Annotated in this window: 19 protein-coding genes; 13 read left to right on the top strand and 6 right to left on the bottom strand. The window is 54.7% G+C overall.

Features of this window, described 5'->3' with window-relative positions; all coding sequences use genetic code 11:
- The first annotated feature begins 47 nt into the window (after positions 1 to 47).
- Positions 48 to 959 carry a sulfotransferase family protein gene (locus tag ACR0MV_RS14395; protein ID WP_480702535.1) on the top strand — a complete coding sequence of 304 codons (912 nt, stop codon included), beginning with the start codon at positions 48 to 50 and terminating at the stop codon, positions 957 to 959.
- 85 nt (positions 960 to 1,044) lie between these two features.
- Here ACR0MV_RS14395 and ACR0MV_RS14390 read toward each other — a convergent pair whose 3' ends face one another.
- Positions 1,045 to 3,279, bottom strand: coding sequence for an exopolysaccharide transport family protein (locus ACR0MV_RS14390; protein WP_480702534.1), 2,235 nt, complete (start codon positions 3,277 to 3,279; stop codon positions 1,045 to 1,047).
- Between the two features lie 266 nt (positions 3,280 to 3,545).
- Between ACR0MV_RS14390 and ACR0MV_RS14385 the strand changes: the two genes are divergently transcribed.
- From ACR0MV_RS14385 to ACR0MV_RS14335, 11 genes are all read left to right on the top strand, one after another.
- Positions 3,546 to 4,346, top strand: coding sequence for a WecB/TagA/CpsF family glycosyltransferase (locus tag ACR0MV_RS14385; protein WP_480702533.1), 801 nt, complete (start codon positions 3,546 to 3,548; stop codon positions 4,344 to 4,346).
- Positions 4,347 to 4,671: 325 nt separating this feature from the next.
- The gene (locus ACR0MV_RS14380; protein ID WP_170426005.1) at positions 4,672 to 5,646 is read left to right on the top strand and encodes a sulfotransferase family protein; all 975 of its coding nucleotides are present in this window, start codon (positions 4,672 to 4,674) and stop codon (positions 5,644 to 5,646) included.
- Positions 5,636 to 6,601, top strand: a complete 966-nt coding sequence (locus tag ACR0MV_RS14375; RefSeq protein ID WP_480702532.1) for a glycosyltransferase family 2 protein — start codon at positions 5,636 to 5,638, stop codon at positions 6,599 to 6,601. The genes ACR0MV_RS14380 and ACR0MV_RS14375 overlap by 11 nt, the downstream gene beginning before the upstream one ends.
- 1 nt (position 6,602) lies before the next feature.
- The gene (locus tag ACR0MV_RS14370) at positions 6,603 to 7,532 is read left to right on the top strand and encodes a glycosyltransferase family 2 protein (RefSeq protein WP_170426001.1); all 930 of its coding nucleotides are present in this window, start codon (positions 6,603 to 6,605) and stop codon (positions 7,530 to 7,532) included.
- 45 nt (positions 7,533 to 7,577) lie between these two features.
- Positions 7,578 to 10,106: a glycoside hydrolase family 9 protein gene (locus ACR0MV_RS14365; RefSeq protein ID WP_480702531.1), complete on the top strand. Its 2,529-nt coding sequence runs from the start codon at positions 7,578 to 7,580 to the stop codon at positions 10,104 to 10,106.
- 136 nt (positions 10,107 to 10,242) lie between these two features.
- Positions 10,243 to 10,671: a hypothetical protein gene (locus ACR0MV_RS14360; RefSeq protein ID WP_480702530.1), complete on the top strand. Its 429-nt coding sequence runs from the start codon at positions 10,243 to 10,245 to the stop codon at positions 10,669 to 10,671.
- Positions 10,668 to 11,333, top strand: a complete 666-nt coding sequence (locus ACR0MV_RS14355; RefSeq protein WP_170425995.1) for a MotA/TolQ/ExbB proton channel family protein — start codon at positions 10,668 to 10,670, stop codon at positions 11,331 to 11,333. The genes ACR0MV_RS14360 and ACR0MV_RS14355 overlap by 4 nt, the downstream gene beginning before the upstream one ends.
- Entirely contained in the window at positions 11,326 to 11,691 is a 366-nt protein-coding gene (locus ACR0MV_RS14350; protein ID WP_480702529.1) for an ExbD/TolR family protein, read from the top strand. Before ACR0MV_RS14355 ends, ACR0MV_RS14350 begins: the two co-directional genes overlap by 8 nt.
- Complete coding sequence (locus tag ACR0MV_RS14345; RefSeq protein WP_480702528.1) at positions 11,688 to 12,065, top strand: ExbD/TolR family protein; 378 nt, start codon at positions 11,688 to 11,690, stop codon at positions 12,063 to 12,065. The genes ACR0MV_RS14350 and ACR0MV_RS14345 overlap by 4 nt, the downstream gene beginning before the upstream one ends.
- A complete protein-coding gene (locus tag ACR0MV_RS14340) occupies positions 12,062 to 13,204 on the top strand; it encodes an energy transducer TonB family protein (protein ID WP_480702527.1) in 1,143 nt (380 codons plus the stop codon). The genes ACR0MV_RS14345 and ACR0MV_RS14340 overlap by 4 nt, the downstream gene beginning before the upstream one ends.
- Positions 13,205 to 13,583: 379 nt before the next feature.
- On the top strand, positions 13,584 to 14,597 hold the full coding sequence (locus ACR0MV_RS14335; protein WP_170425989.1) for a porin: 1,014 nt from the start codon (positions 13,584 to 13,586) through the stop codon (positions 14,595 to 14,597).
- A gap of 51 nt (positions 14,598 to 14,648) precedes the next feature.
- Here ACR0MV_RS14335 and ACR0MV_RS14330 read toward each other — a convergent pair whose 3' ends face one another.
- Genes ACR0MV_RS14330 through ACR0MV_RS14310 form a run of 5 tightly spaced genes read right to left on the bottom strand, consistent with a single transcriptional unit; the run spans position 14,649 to position 18,855 of the window.
- The gene (locus ACR0MV_RS14330) at positions 14,649 to 15,191 is read right to left on the bottom strand and encodes a DUF3833 domain-containing protein (protein WP_170425987.1); all 543 of its coding nucleotides are present in this window, start codon (positions 15,189 to 15,191) and stop codon (positions 14,649 to 14,651) included.
- The gene (locus tag ACR0MV_RS14325; protein WP_170425985.1) at positions 15,188 to 15,805 is read right to left on the bottom strand and encodes a DUF3833 domain-containing protein; all 618 of its coding nucleotides are present in this window, start codon (positions 15,803 to 15,805) and stop codon (positions 15,188 to 15,190) included. Before ACR0MV_RS14325 ends, ACR0MV_RS14330 begins: the two co-directional genes overlap by 4 nt.
- Positions 15,802 to 17,025 (bottom strand): MFS transporter, encoded by a 1,224-nt coding sequence (locus ACR0MV_RS14320; protein WP_170425983.1) that lies wholly within the window; start codon positions 17,023 to 17,025, stop codon positions 15,802 to 15,804. Before ACR0MV_RS14320 ends, ACR0MV_RS14325 begins: the two co-directional genes overlap by 4 nt.
- Positions 17,025 to 17,570 carry a hypothetical protein gene (locus tag ACR0MV_RS14315; RefSeq protein ID WP_170425981.1) on the bottom strand — a complete coding sequence of 182 codons (546 nt, stop codon included), beginning with the start codon at positions 17,568 to 17,570 and terminating at the stop codon, positions 17,025 to 17,027. Before ACR0MV_RS14315 ends, ACR0MV_RS14320 begins: the two co-directional genes overlap by 1 nt.
- On the bottom strand, positions 17,524 to 18,855 hold the full coding sequence (locus ACR0MV_RS14310) for an NAD(P)/FAD-dependent oxidoreductase (protein WP_170425979.1): 1,332 nt from the start codon (positions 18,853 to 18,855) through the stop codon (positions 17,524 to 17,526). The genes ACR0MV_RS14315 and ACR0MV_RS14310 overlap by 47 nt, the downstream gene beginning before the upstream one ends.
- A gap of 228 nt (positions 18,856 to 19,083) precedes the next feature.
- On the opposite strand from ACR0MV_RS14310, the gene ACR0MV_RS14305 reads away from it, so the two are divergent.
- Positions 19,084 to 19,809, top strand: a complete 726-nt coding sequence (locus tag ACR0MV_RS14305) for an SDR family NAD(P)-dependent oxidoreductase (RefSeq protein WP_170425978.1) — start codon at positions 19,084 to 19,086, stop codon at positions 19,807 to 19,809.
- Positions 19,810 to 19,820 lie beyond the last annotated feature (11 nt).

Here is a 19,820-nt window from a genome sequence, read left to right as displayed (position 1 = left end):
AGCTAATCATTTTAGCGATGCAAAGTTGAGTTTGGCGGGCGCATGACATGAAGCGTATTCAAAATTTGATTCCTTACACTCTAATTCGCCTTGCAGCATTTATGGGATCATCCCGACGCCGAAGTGGCAAACCTATTTTTGTCGTTTCAATGCCACGCAGTGGTTCAAGTTGGATCGGCAGCTTGTTAGGGCTAGGCCCGGATATCCAGTACCTTAGAGAACCTTTCACACGAACATATGTAACGCGGAATTCAGGCGATTCCTTGGTAGAATTCGATGTTTCGGCGCCGCCAGAAACCTACCTTGATGTTCAAAGGCGAATCCGGACTGGTTCTGCAGCGTTCAGGCCCAGCGTACTGGCTCATGTGTCGCAATGGCCCCCTTACTCAAGTGGGCCAGCTAGGATGGTTGTAAAAGAAGTGAACCCCTACGCTTGTGGATGGTTTCTACGGGAATATGACCCAGTATTGATTTTCCTGACCCGGCATCCGGCGGACATAGCGTTGAGTTTTCGGGATCGGGGGTGGTGGGAAACGGACGGAGACCAATTGCAACGCTGGAAAGAATTTGGCCTGCGAACCGCGAGATCTTGGCGTGCCGCAATCGAGCATTCCGACGAGTACGACCAGTTTCTGCACGTAAAGTATGAGGACTTGTGCCTGAATACAGAAGGGGTTTTGGAGAAGATTTATGCGTTCTGTGGCCGTGAAATGAGACCAAGTGTTCGGGCATCGGTACAAGAACTGTCTTCCGCGTCCGTCAAAGACACGGACGATCCGTACAATATTCATAGAAACAGCCGAAATCAGATAGATAAATGGCGCAACAAGTTGACCGATGAAGAAGTCGCGTCTCTGCGCGCCGGTTTCGAAAGTGTTCCATTGCCCAACGCTTACAGGTACGAGTTTGATTGCCAAAAAGCGGCGCTGAAAGATGAAAGGCGTCGTGAGCTTGGATGACAAAGGCCGGGACTCAGTTCAGATTGCGTTTAGTGAGATCTTCGCTAACAAAAACGCCTGCGTTCATACCCGTGGCGCCTCAGTGCTACCGCAGAATCGGATCCGAATAATGTCTGACATGATTCATGTCGACACGCGTGGCAACAAGCGCTGAAGGTTTTACACCCGCGTTTTCCAGTTCGCGCATCGCTTGCAGAACCGAATTCTTTTCTGTGCTGTTCCACCTTGCAAACAGAATGACCCGCTGCGAGATCTGCGACAAGTATGCCGACTCCACAGATCTGAGAAGTGGTGGTGTATCTAGTAAAATAACCTCGTATGAGTTTGAAAGGACGTACAAAAGGTTAAGAAATGCCGGAGAGCAAAAGAAGTCTTCTACTGCCTTGATACGAGCCGCATCATCTTGAGATCCAATCAAAGGCAAAATGTCCAAGCCCTCTTGTGGTGTTCCGACAATGAAGTCCTGGATGAATTTGGGTTGGTTTTCCGCGTCTTTGAGATCTTTGGACGTAATTTGCGACAAATCCCGGTACGTCGAAGTAACGGTGTCGCAGTCAATGATAAGTGTTCGATATCCAGCCTGAGCGCAACCGGAACCGATCAATAACAGTGACAGTGTTTTTCCCTCATCGGGCACTGAAGAAGCGCCTGAAAAAATGATGCAACCTTCTTCTGATAAGCGTTGTGCAGGTTTCCCATCTAAGCTTTTTGAAAAAAACTCTACAGCTTGCGGGGCGGCCGGAGAGACGTCATTTCTGAGTGTGCGAAGGCCGATATCACTGCTTGCCAGAAGCTTTCTGCCAAAATGGGAAAGTTCGTGGTCGAACTTCCCGTCATTTGTAAAGAAGGTTTCGAACGGTTGGTCGTTTTTGATTTCAGGTATTATCGCAGTAAGCTTTGTGCCAGTTGTGCTTTCGTACTCGAACGTAGTTCTGAGACGGTTTTGGATGAGCTCTCTTATTACGCACCAAGCCATTCCTGAAAAGAAAACCAGGAATAAAGCAACGATAGCGGTCTGTGATCGCTTTGGTTCGGAAGGATCAACAGAAACGCGGGCCGTTTCGATGATGTGGGCACCCGCGTCCAGGTAGTTTCCTTGTTCTGTTCGCCGGCCTAGCTGTGAAACAAAGTCACGGTATATCTCTTCAGCAACCAGGATTTCGTTTTCGATTCTCTTAGTAACCGAGTCGTGCTGAACTTGTTGAACCTGTTGTTCTCGCAGCGTATTTATCGTCAGGTTTAAGGCGCTAAGTTGCCCTTTTAGAACCTCAATCTTTTGCTCGGCAGCCATCTGTGCGGCATCAAGTGTTTCAAGTTCGCTTTGCAAATCTGATTGCGCCGATGAACCTTGGGGCATCATCCCCACTTGCTGTGCAAGTAATACAGCGTCCTGACCTTTTCCAATTTCTCTGAGCTTCCGGACGGCGGCAAGATCATCTTCGATGACTACCAAATCATCCGCCACCAACTTCGCTCGCTTTTCAGCCTTGATCCGTTGCGCCTTAATCGTCGCATACTCATCAGGAGTATAGGGAGTCTCGATTGAATGCGCTTCGAGATCCGAACTTAATTGGTTCAAGTCTTCGCGTATCTGACCAATTCTAGTCGCCAGCCATTCCTGAGACTGGATAAGGTCGTCACGCTTCATCTTCGTAAGAACCGACAGGTATTCGGAAGCCAGGCTGTTCGCGACATTTGCGGCTTTGTACGGTGATTGGGATGTCACCTGGATTTGATACACGGCAGATGTCTCACCGATCTGTTCGATGCTGCTCGATTTCAAAAGGTTTTCAATAGTCATTTCGCGCAAAAGATCTTCTTCAGACTGTGCGCCGCTTGCCGTCGGTTCGGGATTATCGCTTCCTGTGAACAAGCTTACCGTGCCTTTGACAAGACTTCGCAACAAAGCAATTGGCGACAGCGAAAAGCCGGGTTCTTCTCCCGAAAACTCCGGATCGGACGTCAATTCCAAACGATCTACGACGTTTTCGATCAAATCGGTAGAGCGCAGCAGCTCGAGTTCACTCTCCAAAGATGTCAATGATAGCGGAAGACCTGAAACTTGAGGAGTGAACTCGGTTTGTGTTTGTACACGAGTCTCGATCATCACCTTTGCACTGGAGGTGTATTTTTTGTCAGCAGCATACGTTAGGAGATATGCCAGCACCGCACCAGCAAAACTAAAAAACACGACCCACAAAAATGAACGCCTGATCGCCCAAGCAATGTTTGACAACACTCTAAGCTCCGGGTCGCCGGTTGGTGATGTGCCCAACCCGGAGAGTTCAACATCCAAACCTCTGCGGTATTGATCAGTCATAACAAAAAACACTCGAAAAAAAGACTATTGCAAACATAGGCACTCGCCGTCTTTTTCAACAGAGAAAACTGCACTAAGCCGCGACAATGTGCTAGGATTGAGCTGATTGGTTTTAAAAGTGAGGCTTTATGTGGCCAGTATCGCCTGTTTCTGAGTGAATTTGCCCCACGTTTGAGTTTTTAGACGTAACTTCACAATGAGAATCGCTTCGTTTTGTTTTTGTAGGTGCCTAGCTTTGCCGCTGGGAGGTTGGTGGGAAAATAGGGATGAATAAGACAGTTGATATGCGATTGCCGCACATACTGGTTGGAGGAATGCCTGTTGCACTTGCAAGTGATGAACAACTCAACGCGGCCATGCTTGAAGATGTCGAGCGTCGAAAATGCGGAAGCCTACATCGCGCAGTAACTGTTTTTGACTCCAACGCACATGCGATCTCCTCTTACGCGAGTGATGAGAGCTTCGCGAAAGTGATTAACTCGGCAGACATTGTCCATGCAGACGGCCAGATCGTGGTCTGGGCATCCAAGATTGCACACGATGGGCCGGGAATTCCGGAACGAACCGCAACAACTGATTTCATCCATACTGCGGCAAAAGTTGCTCAGGAAAACGGGCTGAGTTTCTATCTGTTGGGGGGAGTGGAAAACATCAACCGGGACTGCGCTGAAAAGCTCACCGAAATGTACCCTGGTTTGAAAATTGCGGGTCGGCGGAACGGTTACTTCAGCGATGCAGAGGAAGACGATGTTGTCGCTGATATTAATGCCAGCGGCGCCGACATTCTTTGGGTTGGCCTTGGCAAGCCAAAGGAACAATTTTTTTCAGCCCGGGTCGCGCCTAAACTAGAAAACTGCGCATGGGTCGTTACCTGTGGTGGGTGCTTCCATTACATCGTTGGGGACTATCCGCGCGCTCCTCTTTGGATGCAAACTTGCGGATTGGAATGGGTTCATCGCATTGCAACCGGTCCAAGGTATCTCTTCTCAAGATATTTGGTAACTCTGCCGCATGCTTTGAGCATCGTTTTGAAGAAGGATGTATCAAGGTTTTTTTCGCGCCGCTAAAGGCAATTAGCTGACATTGGCGGTGCCTTATGTGGCTTTAAAGGTGTTTCGCGTCATGACGTTGAACGGTTTGTTTGGAAAATCTGTTGCTCAGCAATTTAGACGTGTGTTGATCGACGTTCAGGCCTGGTGGTTCGGAGAACGACCGTACATTTTTTGTGTTCACCCAGAACGTCGCGCAGTACATGAGCTGCGATCAGCCAAGTTGGTGAACCGTCTAGTCACTAAAAATGCGGTCTCACTTGAGAGTGAATGGCACAAGTATCAGTATTGGTCCGTGCAAGTTGCCTACAGCTCCACCTTTGTCGCGAAAGGTGTGTAAGACATGAGCGCTTCAAATACGGTAAAGATGGCTGGGGATCTTCGCGTCAATCAAATTTTCCGAATGACAAAGCGTGCGCTTGGCGCCCGGTTTCTGAACGACAAAGACTTCATGCCCCCTGTTTCGCAGGAACAGGGTCAGCACTTGGCTGAACTAGCGCGGCGGGCACGGGGCAACATTAATACTCCAATTGTGGTTTTGGGTGTTATGCCAAGGTCAGGTACAAATTTCGTCCGCGACCTCATGTCAAAGCATCTCGACGTGGCGGCAGATCCCGGTAGGCTTTATGAGTTCCCTTTGCTGCATGCAGCCGGAGATGCAGCAGCTTTTACGCGTGATTTTCTTAGGTATTTTCCGAGGAACCAAGAGGTGATGGGGAAGCATGATATCCTAGCGATGCTGGCTGGGGCATGGTTTCGTGAACTTCAAGCGCAAGACGAGACAAAACACATACTGCTAAAATGCCCGCATGTTCAGGACCTGTCCCTTGCTCGCCATATATTTCCCGACGCAAAGATCGTCCTTTGCCTAAGAGACGGAAGGGACGTGGTAGAGTCCTCTCTTAAAACGTTCTCTCGTTTCTCGCTTACGAGTAAGAATTTTCGCCAATTGGCTGACGAATGGCGCCTTGGAACAGAGGCGATCATGACCTTTGATAGCGTTGCTGGAGCAAATGCCAACGAAGACACGATGATCATCAGATACGAAGATGTTGTAGGTAATACTCATGAAAACGTTCGTAAACTGCTTACCCATGTCGGTTTGGCCGAAGACCGCTATCCATGGGATCAGATTGACAAGATGCCCGTCCGAGGGTCGTCGCAATCAAAAGTGTCAGATGACGATCGTTGGAAACCTGAAGCCAAAACATCGGATTTCAACCCGGTAAAGCGCTGGGCGTCCTGGTCAGACGCCAGAAAGGCGCGATTTGACAAGCTGGCCGGAAGTGCACTGGAGTTGGCTGGATATGAGCGCTGACATCACAGAACATTACCAACCCCATGTCGCGATTTGCATCGCCACCTATCTCAGGCCAAAGGGGCTTCGCTCACTAATCGAGAGTCTGAATGACCAAAATCTCGAGGGCGTGGGTGCGCGCGTTACGCTGGTGATTGTAGACAACGCGCCGGAGACTACTGCGCGGGAAACATTAGGGAATATTCAGAATTTAACACGATGGCACGTTATCTATGTTATTGAGGATGTGCGTGGGATTGTGTCTGCGCGCAATCGTGCTTTATCGGAAGTTCCACTAGACGCAGACTACATCGCGTTTTTAGATGACGACGAAACGGTATCCAAGCTTTGGTTGAAGCACATGCTAGAAACCTTTTCGCTTCCCGATACCGTTGCTGTGCAAGGGCCAGTTGAGCCCAAGTATCGACAGGACCCTCCGAATTGGATCGAGGCGTTAAACCTGTTCCGCATGGGGCCTTACACTCAAGGTGCCAGACTGCCATCGGCTGCTACTAACAACTCGATGGTGAAGGCAAGTGTCGTTCGACATCTCGGACTCCGGTTTGATCCGCGTTTCAACATCACTGGAGGCGAAGACGAAGAGTTCTTTACCAGGCTCCGTCAAGCAGGCGGCACAATCCGTGCATCGTCCGATGCCTTAGTATGGGATGACGTTCCAGAGAACCGTATCTCGATGCGCTGGCTCGCACGCCGTTGGTTTCGAAAAGGAAACACATTAGGTCGCATTGCATTGATGCATCGCAGGGGGGTCACAATGCGCGCCATCAAGGGATTTGGCGCTATCGGCTGGGGTTTCCTGAACTTTGTCTGTTTGGGATTTGGTTCGAGTGCAAGATGGCACCGAGGCGTTTTGGAGATTTTCCGCGGAACAGGGATGCTAGCGGCACTGCTGCGGTTCGAATTCGCCGAGTACAGTGCCTCGGCCGTTCAGGTCGACCGGGTTGGGGGCCGATGAGATGCAGCAGAAGCCTGCCCCGGAATTCTCGATAATTATCCCGGCTCGAAACATGGAGCGGTTTATCGAGGAAACTTTGGAAAGTGTCGGCCAACAAAGCCTGTCTGATTTCGAGGTTGTTTGCATTGATGACGGTTCGACAGATAGAACTCGAGAAATTCTTGATGGATTTGCAAGTAGAGACCATCGGTTTTCAGCAGAGTCAGGGCCAGCAACAGGAGTAAGTGCAGCCCGAAACCTTGGATTGCAACTGGCACAGGGCAAGATGGTTCTGTTTCTAGATGCCGATGATGTGCTGCATCCTGAGGCATTGGAAAGTTTCAGTTTGGCCATGGCTGATCCGAGCGTGGTAGGCGCCGTCGGTGGTGTGCAACGAATTAACGTGGACGGCGAAGAACTACTGGGTGTCGACAATCGTTTGCTTGTCCCGCAGCATAACCAACTGGAAGCATTGCTGCGAAAGAACTACATCGTGAACGGTGGCGCACTCGCACTTCGCACTGAAGTTGCGAGGCAATCCGGAGGATTTGACGAAGACCTCAAAAATGGTGAGGACTGGGAGTTCTGGTGCCGCGTAGCACTGATTGGCCCGTTTGCGGTGGTCGATGGGCCAGCGCAGTTGTTCTATCGACAGGTCGCCAGCGGTGCCAACTATATGACCCGAGGTCCGGTGTTTTCGCGTAGGGTTCCGTGCATAGATAAAGTGGCTAACAACACTGCAATGCAAAATGAATTCGGTTCGCGTTTGCGGCGTCTACTGCGCGCGAGACAAATTGACGTATTCTGGACTGGTGTTAGGAATCAATACCAGTATGGGCGTAGACCCAAAGCGCTCTTTGAAGGGCTGTGCGGAATGCTTATGTATCCGGACAGCCTGTTTCGCCCTAGACTAATCTGGCGGTTTGTTCGCAGCCTGGATCGAAGAGCTTAAGTATTGCAAGCATGCATGGGTGGGCTGTGCGGAGGATAGAAGGCAATGGCGCTATCACGACGCGTATTGTTAAAGCACGGAACCGCGTTGGCGGTTTTGGTTCCGCTTGTCCCTTGTCTTGCTGCCTCAACTGACAATCGTGAATCAAAAGATGACATCGTCGGATTTGCGGGCGACAGCACAGTCCATTTAACCGTTTTAGACACTGTTTTTAAGCTTGCCGAACCTGTTGCGGTCTCTGCAGCTGATCGCGTGAGATGGTCTCCAGACGCCGAGAACGCTTTTGGATCTACGGGAAAGTTAAATGGTCAGTCGGGGTTTTTCTCAGGGAACAAAAATCTAACTGAGCCGCAGCTGTTTATGGCATGGCCGGAAGTGGTCCCAGATAGCCGTCTCAGCGGATTTAGGCAGAAAAGAAATGCTTCAAGCAAACAAGCGCTAGCCGACCATCCGGATAACTGGACCATTAGCGTCGGTGGGGAACCAGCAAAAATCGTCGCACTGTATCGAAGATCTAGCCCGATTGGCACCTGGGCCGTAGGGGTAAGGCGATGGGAAAGCAGTAAGCGCCATTATTTAACGTTCAATTTAGACCGAACTATCCCCAACGGTGCGACCATCACAATTGAAGGGCCTGCGTTTTCCAAGTCCGAGTATCGCCGCAATCCGCAGGTTTTCAGCGAGGCAATCCATGTGTGTCAGGCGGGTTATCCAGTGGTTGGCTCTAAGATTGGGTATGTCGGCAATTGGTGGGGGCACGACAAAAATGGTCAAAGCGCTAACACTGATTTCCTTTTGTCCGAAAACACGGGTTGGCAGCTGGTTTCAGCAGAGGACGGCTCTGTTAAAAAATCAGGGCTACTGGCGTTGGCTAAGCCGGTAACCGAAGCGCATCAGAATGACGCAAATTTCAACGGCTGCGACATATATGAAGCAGATTTTTCAGACGTTGAGCTCGCTGGTCGGTATCATTTGCAGATCGAGGGTTTGGGACGATCATTTCCTTTCGAGGTGTCAGCCCAACCCTATGAAAACGCTCTGAGACTGGCGGCGCGTTGGTATTTTCATCAAAGGTCAGGTTGCGAGATTGCTGAGCCGCATGGTGAAGGTAGGATACGGCCACGTAACGGACATCCGGACGACGGGTTGACCGTCTGGCAAACTCAAGTGACCATAGGTCAAACGATTGAGGGATATGCCAAAGCTGATGCCTTCAAATTGCTCTCTGAATATGCAGCGACTCATCCGGTCAACAGTTCGACTGAACAGTCGGGCATGACTGCAAACCCAGCAGCATGGGGTGGCTGGCATGACGCTGGAGATTGGGATCGGCGCATTCAGCACATGGATGTAGTTTTTCATATGGCCGATATCATCGAGACTTTTGAGCACACGCGTTCAATCTCGCTTAACCTACCTGAGAGCAAGAAGCCGTTCGCAGATCCTGCAGTCGCTGCGCGCAAGAACGACCAGGATTTGGGCGACGGGAAAACGGTTCTGCCTGATCTCATACACGAAGCGCTTTGGGGCGCTTCGTTGTGGCGAAGAACCCAAGGTGATGACGGGTCAATAATTGGTGGAGTTGAGTATTCAAGTAGCGGAATAGTCGGCTCGGTTTCTTGGAACCCGGTCCAAACCACCTATGCCTACGGCGCGGAAGATTGGGCCGCTTACCGTTTCGCTTTTGGTGCTGCCAAGTTGGGTCATGTTATCAAGACGGTTTGCGGCGATGCCGTTTTGGGGGATGACATTGTCGATGAAGCGGTTCGAGCATGGCATTGGGCCGAGAGCCAGCAGGTGCCAGTTCAGCAATACACTGACAACAGCCGAGATAGCGTGCTGAGAGCACGTGTCGCGTCTGCAGCGGTCGTTTTCCGCGCCAGCGGCGATGAGGCTGCCCGGGTCCTGTTCGAAAACAACAACCCTTTTGCACCACAATCCGACGATCCGATAAAAGCAATCGTGCCTGAAAGGTATCCCAACAGTTATCTTGAGTATGTGCGGGCGTCTCTTGAAGGTAGGCCGTCGAACCCAAAAATTGTCGCGGCAATTAAAGGTTGGATCAAGTACCGGGCTTTCCAGTTGAAACGCATGGGCCGCGATTTTGGGCTGCATACGACCGAGGCCTACCCGTGGAGCCGGGCTTGGATGCGGTTCGGACCCGGTTCTAACTGGCGCGCCAGTCAGTGGATGATGTATTATGCCGCAAACGGTGAGTTGCCGGCCGAACTGCGAAATTCTGCAATCGAAGGGATGTGGTTCGGGCTGGGGTGTAACCCTGCCAATGTTTCATTCGTTCAAGGTCTCGGGTCTCGGGATTTCGCAGATCCGCTGATGACTGAAAGATACGCGGCGGCGACTATTCCAGGTCAGATCAGTTTTGGCGTGACCGGGGGCAAGATGCACGAATGGGAACTTAGAAAGATAGGTGGTTCGATTTACCCGCCGAACCAGGAAGACTGGCCCATCTATGCTCAGATTTTTGAAAGCAGGAGTGTCGTCATTTCCGCCGAACACGGTATTAAATCGAATGCACTGGAGTGGTTGATTGCCTGTGCGGTTGCGACGTCGTAAGAACTAAAGGGTGTTCGTTGCTCACAAACCCGGTGGCACCTCTTTCGCCAACCCCTCACATTGACTATGTCTAACGGAACGCCAGCGGAGCTTCGCCGGCCCTTGATGTCCGCGTTGAACAAACGGGAGCGCGCCAATGTTGTTTCTCCGCTCAGTTTCTGCTGCCCTGTCACTCTGCTCTGTGCCGATCGTAGCCGTCGCGCAATCTGAGGCGGCGGGCGGGTTGCAGGTTGAATTGAATACCGTTCAGGATGTCGGCTCGTCTTGCCGACTGACCTTTGTCGTGGAAAACCAAACCGGGACGGCCATTGACGAAGCCAGCTTTGAGACGGTGATTTTTGACGCCTCCGGCAGTGTTGTCAGCTTTTCGCTTTTCAATTTCCGTGATCTTCCCGCCGATCGGCTTCGGGTGCGCCAATTCGACTTGCCGGGCATGGCGTGCAGCGCCGTCGGCAGGGCGCTGATCAATGGCACCAACACCTGCACCGTGGCCGGTGAGGACAGTTCGATCTGCGAGGACGGGTTGAAACTGCAAAGTCGTACAGATGTGGAGTTGATCGGATGAGCCCCTTTGACGCCTTGCGCGAAATTCTGGATCTGGGCGGGCCGGTTGTTGCCATCCTGATCGCAATGTCGGTGGTGACTTTGTCGGTCACGCTCTACAAGTTCTGGCAGTTTGCGGCATCCGGCGTCGGACGGCACCGGGTTTTGTCCGAGGCGTTGGCCGCCTGGGACGCAGGCGACGCCGCGACTGCGCGTGCGCGTCTGGCCCAAAGCCGCAGCTATTTGGCCCCGCTGGTCCAAGTTGCGATGGAGGCACCCGATACACCCGGATTGGATCAGCGGCTGGATGCCGAAGCCGGTCTGGCGCTGGCCGGTCTGGAACGCGGATTCCGTCTGTTGGACACTGTGGCCCAGCTTGCACCTCTGCTCGGGCTGTTCGGCACTGTTCTGGGGATGATCGAGGCGTTTCAGAGCCTGCAATCAGCAGGATCGTCCGTTGATCCTTCGCTGCTGGCGGGTGGGATCTGGGTGGCGCTCATGACAACCGCTGTGGGGTTGGCCGTAGCGATGCCGACCTCGATGGTCTTGTCCTGGTTTGAAAGCCGCACCGCGCGCGAACGGGTCTTTGCAGACAAGGCGCTGCGTACAATTCTGGTGCCGGGTCAGGCCGTTCCGCAGGCCGATGAAAACCGGGCGATGGCGACTGCGCCTGGACATGCGTAACGCTGCACCCTTTGTCAGACGTCCGATGTCGATGACGCCGCTCATCGACGTGATCTTTCTGCTGTTGCTGTTCTTCATGCTGTCCTCGACCTTTTCGAAGTACGGCGAGATTGAGCTGAGCAACGCGGTTGGCGGCAGCGCCAGTTCGGACACGCCGACCGAGCGGCTGTTTTTGCAGTTGGGAACTGAGCGGCTGGTGCTGAACGGGCAACCGGTGTCCCTGAGCGATCTTGAGACGCAGCTAGAAACCGGTCAGGTGCTGGTCAGCCTGGACCCGGACACGACCGCTCAGCGTGTCATCGATGTGCTTGTCCGGCTGCGCGGTCGCGAAGGGCTTAGCGTATTGGTGCTGGAATGATCAGGTATAGGCGGCCCAAACGCAGACGCGACTCGACGATTGCGCTGATCAATGTCGTGTTTCTGATGCTGATCTTTTTTCTGCTGACCGGCACGCTGGCACCGCCGCTGGATCCAGATCTCGAATTGGTCAATACGGTCGAGCTGGAGGGGCGAGAACCGCCCGACGCCCTGATCCTGCATGCGGATGGAACGCTGAGTTTTCGCGGCACTCCAACCGATCCCGAAACCCATATGCAGGGCCGTGGATCGGAAGCCGTGCGTATTGTCCCCGACCGGAATGCCCCAGGATCTCGGCTCATTGAGGTGACTGGAGCGTTACGCCGTTTGGGGGCCACATCGGTCCTTGTCGTGACCGAGAAGGCTCTGGAATGATCCGGCGGTCGGCCTTCATTGCGGCGGTCGCCATTCTGGTGTCGCTGGCCCTGCACCTGATGGGGTTGAGCTTTACTGCCCCGCGACCTTCCAGCGATCTGTCAGGTTCGCCGGGGAGTGAGTCCGTCGAACTGAGCACGACGTTCGAAGATCTGGCCGAGGTTATAGCCGATCCGGTTGAGCCTGAACCGGCCGAAGAGCCCGAACCGCCGCTGGAAACGCCACCCGAAGAACCCGAGATTCCGGTCAGCGAAGCGCTTGTGGCCTCTGAGAACCCCGAGCAAGTGTCCGCGCCTGATCTTGGAGAGGCCGAGGTTGTCGATCCAGTGGTCACCGAACCGGTCGAACCGGACGTGTTAGAGACTGAAAACACCTCCGAAGGCGCTGCCGTCGCCAGTGATGAGGCAGAAGAAACCCCCGAGGTGGAGCCGGAAACCGTAACGGAGTTGCCCGAAGGAACCCCTGAAGCGGACGTCAGCCAGCCCGAGGTCGCAACCGAGGTTCAGCCGGTGGCCCCCGAGCCGCAGGAGCTGGCGGCCCTGCCTGTTGCACCTTCGCCCGAAACAGCAATTCCGGTCGTGCCGCTGGAAACCGAGGCGATTGACCCCGAGAGCCCCGAAGCGTCGCCGGAACCAGCGCCAGAAGCCGCGACGGATGGGACCGAACTGGCAGTAACCTCTTCGATCCGGCCCCAACGCCCCGAACGCCAACCGACACCTCAACGCAGAGGCGTGCAGGGCGGCGCACGGGATTTCAGCGCGCTGCAATTCCCGTCCGAAGAGGTCGAGTCGCCGCTCTATGCCTATAGACGTGAAGGGCTGGATGCGTTTTCGTCCGGCAATAGCGGCAGCCGTTCGGGCGGGCGTGGACCCGGTAACTCGGACACGACCAACTATGCCGGTGAGGTTCTGGTCCATCTGAACCGGGCCCCCGTGGTCTTTGTATCTGCCCGCGGGTTCGCAAAGGTGTTTTTCGAAATAAACCCGGATGGAACATTGGCCTGGGTCGATATCGTGGACAGTTCCGGATCGGCTGAAGTTGACCGCGCCGCCCGTGCGCAAGTCCAGGCCGCATCGCCGTTTCCGCTGCCGCCAGGGGGTGTCAGCCGCAAGCTGTCCTTCTTCTATACCAGCAACTGATCGGGATACCCGATACGCCATTTCACGCTTAAAAATAAGGCCTTTGAGCGGAAATCCGCCTGAATCTACAGGTGAATCCGATCAAGCAGTGAGGCCGCCTTTAGCCGCAATTGCCGACATGTAAAAAATTTGGCATTTAAAGGGGTGTCGTCGCATTTCTGTGATCAATTCTTTGTAATGAAATACAGCTGACTACGAATTACGCGTAATTGCTTGAGAATTTGGGTTTCGGCTGTTTTCCCGCATTTGCAAAGATGCCACAAGTATCAGTGTGATCCCAATGAAATTCGGCGAAACCATTGCAGGCGCACGGAAATTATCCGAATAGGCCCGCAGCCGCTTCGGTGGCTGCACTCCTCTCAAAACTTATGGGTTTACCATGAAAAAACTTCTCATTGCATCGACGGCACTGGTCGCAACCGCAAGCGTTGCAGCAGCTGACGTCCGTTTCAGCGGTTACGGCCGTTTTGGTATTGGTTACCAAGAAGACCGTACCGGCACCGTAACAAACATCGATACCGCGACTGGTACAACTGGTACCGCGACCGTTGATACCGACAACACCATCCTGGTCTCGCGTTTCCGCCTGAACATCGACGGCACCGCCGAAACCGATGGCGGCGTTGAGTTCCAGGCGCGTGTCCGCCTGCAGGCTGATGACAATTCCGGCAACGGCGAGCAGGAACGCGCCGGTCTGAACGGTGCGCGTTTCTCAGTCATCTACGGTGGTCTGCGTGTTGACGCGGGTAACGTTGCTGGTTCCTTCGACAACCTGGCAAACTACTTCGGTAATGAGCCCGGTCTGGAAGAGTTCCTGGGTCAGTATTCGGGCGTGAACTACGAGTTCCTCGAGTACACCTCGACCGGTTCGGGTGCCAACGCTGTGTTCTTCCAGTACGCAGTCGGCGACTTCGCCTTTGGCGCATCGTATGACCAAGCGACTTTCGCAGTCGATGGTGTTCCGCAGGATGGCGACCGTTGGGACGTAAGCGCAACCTACACCTTCAACAACATCACCGCTGCATTGGCCTATGGTGAAACCAAAGCAACTGTGAACAGCAACAGCGAAAAGCAGTCGCTGACCGTTCTGACCCTGGGTGCGGAATTCGGCGACTTCTCGGGTACTCTGTTCGTCGCGGACGATGACGTTGTGAACGCTGCCGAGAACGGCACGGCTTACGGTCTGTCGCTGGCCTACAACCTTGGCGCTGCTACCACCCTGCAATTTGCTTACGGTGACGGTTCGGCTGACGAAGATGAGCGCAACATCGGTGTGGGCGTCATCTACGATCTGGGCGGCGGTGCATCGCTGCGCGGCGGTGTTGGCGAAATCAAAACGGGTGATGCCGACGGCCGCATCCGCGCTGACTTTGGTGCTCAGTTCAACTTCTAAGTTGATCTGAACCTGAGTGTTCAAAGGGCGGGCCATGAGGTCCGCCCTTTTTTACTTCTTTTCGAAGAACAAAATGACCTCGCCCAGCCGGACTCCAAAACGCGAGACATAGGCGCGGTTCAACAGGCGGTCGTCTTCCAACAGCCACATCCAGTCGTCAAAGTTGACCCGCATGGTCCCCTCTTTCACCGGTAGGTCAATCTTGTACTTCCAGTTGAACGTATCGCCGCGCTCGACGCCATTTGCCGTGCCCAGTACACCGGGGGCAGTGCCAGTCCAGGTGTCCTCGCCAGTTTTGGTCAGGGTCCATATACGCTGTTCCGTGGCGCCGTCATCGTAGACAAAATCTTCGACCAGGGTCAGTGTTTTGCCATCCCATGTGCCGTCGATATCCACCGTAAAGCGGCGGGGGACATTGCCCAACACATCCTGGAACTGACCATAGGCGACGGTTTTACCTTCGAAGAACTCTTCTAGGTTCAATTGCCGGTCTGACAGGAACGTTTTGGGCACGCGCGGCTTGGCCGAGCAAGCGGTCAAAACGGCAAGGCCTGCGATCCCAAGCCCCGCGATAAGGAACCGACGCCGCATCATTGGATCGGCCTTTGGTCGGCATCCGCATCGTACCCGTTTGCGCCGCTGACATGGGCGGTTTGTACCTCGGGCGCGGGGCGCATGGTGGCGATGAGTTCGGCGACCTTAATGCCGAATTTGCGCATTTCGGATCTGTTCATGATCACGCCGTTTTCAGTGAGATACATCCAGTCCGTGACGTCCAAAGTATGGCCACCCGCGTCTTCGGGCAGGATGATGCGGTAGGTCAGCTTGACGGTCGATCCCGATATTGTGCCCTTGCCTTCGCCAACGATGTCGTCCGCCGTTGCGGTGAACGTATTGCCGGCGCCCAGTGTCAGGTACCATTTACGGGTCATCTGTTTGCCGTTGGAGTAGGTGAAGTATTCGGCCAGCGTGCCGGTGTTGCCGTCCCATTCGCCCACCATACGGGCGACGAAGCTGTTCGACATCTTTCCGTTTGGCCCATAGATCAAGCCCTCGGACAGGATCTCTCCGTTCAGGGCTTCTTTCATCTTAAACGCGGGCCCGGTGCCGGTATAATCGGACGGGGATTGCGAGCGAAAGCTCAGAAACCTGTTCTTGGCCACAAATACGGCAAGGACAGCGAGCAGTATTACAACAAGCGTTTTCATTTGGCTGAGACCTCCGTTGGCAGCGTCAGGACCATGCCAAACGCGCCGAGTTTCAGGATGCAGGGCAGCACCGCATAAGCCAGGTTGAGTGTGTCCAGGGCTTGTGCAGAGTTTGTCTGTCCGGGTGTAAACCCGCTGCGTTCCAGCAGGGGTAGAGTGAAAAAGGCAGCGAGCGCGAGGCCCAGCTTGCCGGCAAAAGACCAGAACCCGAACGCGGCCGAGGCGTTGAGGCCCGCGCGGGTCAAAACAACCGAGAACATGGCGGGCAAAACCACCATATCAGCCCCTAATGCCGCGCCGGATGCAAGGCAGATCAGGGCAAAGCCCAACAGCTCGCCCGCGGGCAGCATCGCAGCGCCGATGAAGCTGGCGATCGACAGGGGCATGGCGATGATCAGAGTCTGTTTCGGGCCAATTCGATTGCTGAGACGCGCCCAAAGCGGCACCGAGGCCCCCGCACTGAGGAAGAACAGGATCAGCAACGGACCGGCTTTTCCGGGCAACTGCAGGCGATCTTCGACGAAAAACAGAAACAGAGTCGACGTGATGGCAACCGGCAGGCTGTTCACCAGCGCCAGCGCCAGAAGACGCAGCGCCCCGGCCTGTCCTAACCCGGTAAAGGACAAACCCTCACCCGTGATCGGCGTGCGCCGCCACATTGGGAAGGTTATCACAATGGTCACGATGGAAAGGACGCCTAGGAACAAACCAAAAGCGGGATATCCTTGCGCGCCTGCGCCCAAGGCAACGAACAAGGCGGGCGCGCTGGCTGCGATGATAACGCCCGCCAATTGGCCTCCTTCCCGGAAAGCCGCCAACGTCATCAGCTCTTTTGCGTCAGCTTTCTTGGCCAGGGTGGCGCTGCGGCCGTATAGCAGGATGGTCCCGAGGCTGTAGGCCGAGAATAGCAAGATCAGGATGAGAATCAGAGAGGTCACGCTTGCACCCTCGGGCAAGGCGAAAAGCAGCGGGAATCCCACTGCCAGGCCAACTGCGGCCAGAGCAGCAAACAGCAGTTGGCCCCCTGGCCAGCGGTCAATCGCCCAACCAATTAGTGGGTCTTGCACCAGATCCACCAGCCGGATCACCAGCAAAACGGTGCCGATCACTCCAAGGCTGATGCCAAGGTTCACCGCCGCAAAACGCGGAAGGTGGATGTACAGTGGAATACCCGCGGCCGCGAGCATCAGCGCATAGAGGCTGACCCGTGGATACAGCATCACTGGCCCTTTAACTGCCGGGTAAAGCTTGCGGATCTGGTATTGTCGCCAAGAAAGATCGACATGAACGTCTTTTTGACCCCGGGGCTCGACAGGGTGCAGGTCTTGCGCCCATTACGCCAGAATCCGACCTTGTTCGGCCCTTCGGACACCGCAAGATAGCTGTCGCCTTTGTTCACGGTCTGAAAGCACGTCTCCAGCTGCGCCTGCGTCATTCCGCTGTTGCCCTGTCGTGTCATCTCATCCAGCGTCGATTCAACCAGTGCTTTCTGTTTGATGTTGCGCCGGTAGGTCAGCTGCAGGCCAAAGTCTTCGCCCCAGCTGAATGGCGCGCCGCCGGGCGTGTAAAGCTTGGCGTCATAGACCGGCAGTCCCAGATAGCGGAACGTTGCGGTTCCGCGCAGTTCGGCGTTCGGCAGTTGCGCCGCCACCGTGGATGCAGCCAGCCCGCCGGGGGCCAGCAGCATCACGGCGAACACCGCTGCGCGCCAGAAGGGGTTATTCGGCCGGGACAGGGATGGCCGGGTCTTTTGCAAGATTGCCATTGTCAGCTCCGATGGTTTGCGGGGTGCCCTTCAACCGCTCGACAACATGCATCGCGCTGGCAATCCCGTCTTCGTGAAAACCATGCCGGTTGTACGCACCGGCAAACCAGGTGTTGTTCTGTCCCTGCATCCCGCGGATTTGTCCCTGTGCTTTAAGGGCAGCGTGATCGAATACCGGATGCGCGAATTCGACCTCGTCGTAGATTTTGTCTTCCGGAATCTGGGCCTGAGTGTTCAGCGTCACAAACATCGGATCACTGTCCGGAATGTTCTGCAGGCGGTTCATCCAGTAGGTCACACCAACGTTTCCGGCCTGCGAACGATAGGTCCAGCTGGACCAGCAGGCCCGTCGTTTCGGCATCTGACCTGGATCGCAATGCAGAACGGCTTTGTTGGGTTGGTATTTGATGGCAGCAAGGGCGGCTTTTTCCTCGTCCGTGGCGCTGTTGCCCAGAATGGCCAGCGTCTGGTCTGAGTGGGTCGCCAGAATGATCTCGTCATACAGATCCGCCTGACCCTCGCTGTGGACGGTGACGCCCAGATTGTCCCGGTGAATGTGTTGAACCGGAGAGGCCACGCGAATTTCACACCCGCGGGCGCGCAATGCAGCTTCGATCCGGCGGACATATTCGATGCTGCCGCCTTTGACCGTCCACCATTGATGTTGCTTTGATCGATCTCCGGCCAGCAAAGCGTGGTTCTGGAAAAACTGCACCAGTGATCGGGCCGGGAAACGGTCGATGAATTCGACCGGTGTTGACCAGATCGCGCCGCACATCGGCATCAGATAGTTGTGGCGGAACCAATGGCCCAGACGAAGCTGGTCGATCAGTTCACCGATTGTGGTTTCGTCGTCTTTGGCGGCCTGCGGGGCCTCTTTGCCAAAGCGCAGGATGTCCGAAATCATTTTGTAATAGGCCGGACGCATCAGATTGCGTTTCTGCGCTGTCAGGGTGCGCAGATTGTTCAGGCCGTATTCAAGGCGACCATCGTCGATCGTGGCACCAAAGCTCATTTCGCTTTTGATGACGGGAACGTTCAGTTCGTCGAACAGCTTGGTCAGGTTTGGATAGGTGGCATAGTTGAACACGATAAACCCGGTATCGACCGGTTGATCGCCATTCTTGCCCGCCATCACCGTCCGGGCATGACCGCCCAGCCGTGGTTCAGCCTCATAGACCGTGACATCGTTGTCTTCGGATAGGTAGTAAGCTGCGGATAGACCTGAAATGCCTGCACCTACAATTGCGATTTTCTTGCGTACGCCCCGCGGTTCGTCGAACATGTGATCCTCTTAGTGCGACATTTTACAAGGATTACGCAGCAAGGCCGAATGCGGATCAATCACGTTTGATTATTTTTTTCATTGCTCTAGCTGGTTTAGGCTGACCCGAGTTTAATGTTGCGCTGACATGATCCAGCTGAGCACCCGGTCCGTAAAACCTCCAGAACCTTTAATGGAAATCGAAACCAAAGCCGGCTTGCTATACCCGGCGTCCCGGATACCCCGCGCATGAGCAGTTTTGACGGAAGAACCTATTGGATCATCGGTGCCAGCGAAGGCCTGGGCCGGTGTCTGGCCGAGGCGCTCAGCCGTCAGGGGGCCAATCTGGTGCTCTCGGCGCGCAATGCGGCGCGTTTGGCCGAGATCTGCGAAGCATTGCCGAACACGCGTGCTGTCCCCTTTGACGTCACCGATCTGGACGCTGTGCGCCGTGCGGTGGCAGAGGTCGGGGCGGTGGACGGGCTGGTCTATAACGCGGGTGCCTATGAGCCAATGAAAACGGCCGATTGGGATACCGAGACTGTCTTGTCGATGACCGACGTGAATTATCTGGGTGCGCTGCGGGTTCTGGGTGAGATCGTGCCCGGTCTTGTCAGCGTCGGTCGCGGGGATATCACGTTGATCGGGTCATTGTCCGGCTATCGTGGTCTGCCTGCTGCGGTGGGCTATGCGGCCAGCAAGGCGGCGCTGGTCTCGTTGGCTGAGACGATGCGCTTTGATCTGGCGGGAACGGGTGTAACGGTGCGTATCGTCAATCCCGGCTTCATCAAGACCCGGCTGACCGAAAAGAACAACTTCAAGATGCCCATGCTGATGACGCCCGAGGATGCGGCGGATCGGGTGCTCAAAGCCATGTCGCGCCGTCGGTTCCGTACCGATTTCCCGGCCCCGTTTTCCTGGGTCGTTCGATTGATCGATTACTTGCCGGATTGGTTGGTGTATCGTGGAAAATAGAGTCTAATCAG

The sequence above is a fragment of the Ruegeria sp. BC3 genome (assembly GCF_056539265.1).
This window is presented reverse-complemented; position numbering and strand designations above follow the sequence as displayed.

What these genes read in the sequence shown, in the direction of transcription:
- ACR0MV_RS14375 (WP_480702532.1), top strand. Translation starts at nt 5,636, where the DNA reads ATGAGCGCTGACATCACAGAACATTACCAACCCCATGTCGCGATTTGC.
- ACR0MV_RS14315 (WP_170425981.1), bottom strand. Translation starts at nt 17,570, where the DNA reads ATGGCAATCTTGCAAAAGACCCGGCCATCCCTGTCCCGGCCGAATAAC.
- ACR0MV_RS14340 (WP_480702527.1), top strand. Translation starts at nt 12,062, where the DNA reads ATGATCCGGCGGTCGGCCTTCATTGCGGCGGTCGCCATTCTGGTGTCG.
- ACR0MV_RS14330 (WP_170425987.1), bottom strand. Translation starts at nt 15,191, where the DNA reads ATGATGCGGCGTCGGTTCCTTATCGCGGGGCTTGGGATCGCAGGCCTT.
- ACR0MV_RS14305 (WP_170425978.1), top strand. Translation starts at nt 19,084, where the DNA reads ATGAGCAGTTTTGACGGAAGAACCTATTGGATCATCGGTGCCAGCGAA.
- ACR0MV_RS14320 (WP_170425983.1), bottom strand. Translation starts at nt 17,025, where the DNA reads ATGCTGTATCCACGGGTCAGCCTCTATGCGCTGATGCTCGCGGCCGCG.
- ACR0MV_RS14385 (WP_480702533.1), top strand. Translation starts at nt 3,546, where the DNA reads ATGAATAAGACAGTTGATATGCGATTGCCGCACATACTGGTTGGAGGA.
- ACR0MV_RS14335 (WP_170425989.1), top strand. Translation starts at nt 13,584, where the DNA reads ATGAAAAAACTTCTCATTGCATCGACGGCACTGGTCGCAACCGCAAGC.
- ACR0MV_RS14365 (WP_480702531.1), top strand. Translation starts at nt 7,578, where the DNA reads ATGGCGCTATCACGACGCGTATTGTTAAAGCACGGAACCGCGTTGGCG.
- ACR0MV_RS14310 (WP_170425979.1), bottom strand. Translation starts at nt 18,855, where the DNA reads ATGTTCGACGAACCGCGGGGCGTACGCAAGAAAATCGCAATTGTAGGT.
- ACR0MV_RS14370 (WP_170426001.1), top strand. Translation starts at nt 6,603, where the DNA reads ATGCAGCAGAAGCCTGCCCCGGAATTCTCGATAATTATCCCGGCTCGA.
- ACR0MV_RS14380 (WP_170426005.1), top strand. Translation starts at nt 4,672, where the DNA reads ATGAGCGCTTCAAATACGGTAAAGATGGCTGGGGATCTTCGCGTCAAT.
- ACR0MV_RS14390 (WP_480702534.1), bottom strand. Translation starts at nt 3,279, where the DNA reads ATGACTGATCAATACCGCAGAGGTTTGGATGTTGAACTCTCCGGGTTG.
- ACR0MV_RS14395 (WP_480702535.1), top strand. Translation starts at nt 48, where the DNA reads ATGAAGCGTATTCAAAATTTGATTCCTTACACTCTAATTCGCCTTGCA.
- ACR0MV_RS14360 (WP_480702530.1), top strand. Translation starts at nt 10,243, where the DNA reads ATGTTGTTTCTCCGCTCAGTTTCTGCTGCCCTGTCACTCTGCTCTGTG.
- ACR0MV_RS14355 (WP_170425995.1), top strand. Translation starts at nt 10,668, where the DNA reads ATGAGCCCCTTTGACGCCTTGCGCGAAATTCTGGATCTGGGCGGGCCG.
- ACR0MV_RS14350 (WP_480702529.1), top strand. Translation starts at nt 11,326, where the DNA reads ATGCGTAACGCTGCACCCTTTGTCAGACGTCCGATGTCGATGACGCCG.
- ACR0MV_RS14325 (WP_170425985.1), bottom strand. Translation starts at nt 15,805, where the DNA reads ATGAAAACGCTTGTTGTAATACTGCTCGCTGTCCTTGCCGTATTTGTG.
- ACR0MV_RS14345 (WP_480702528.1), top strand. Translation starts at nt 11,688, where the DNA reads ATGATCAGGTATAGGCGGCCCAAACGCAGACGCGACTCGACGATTGCG.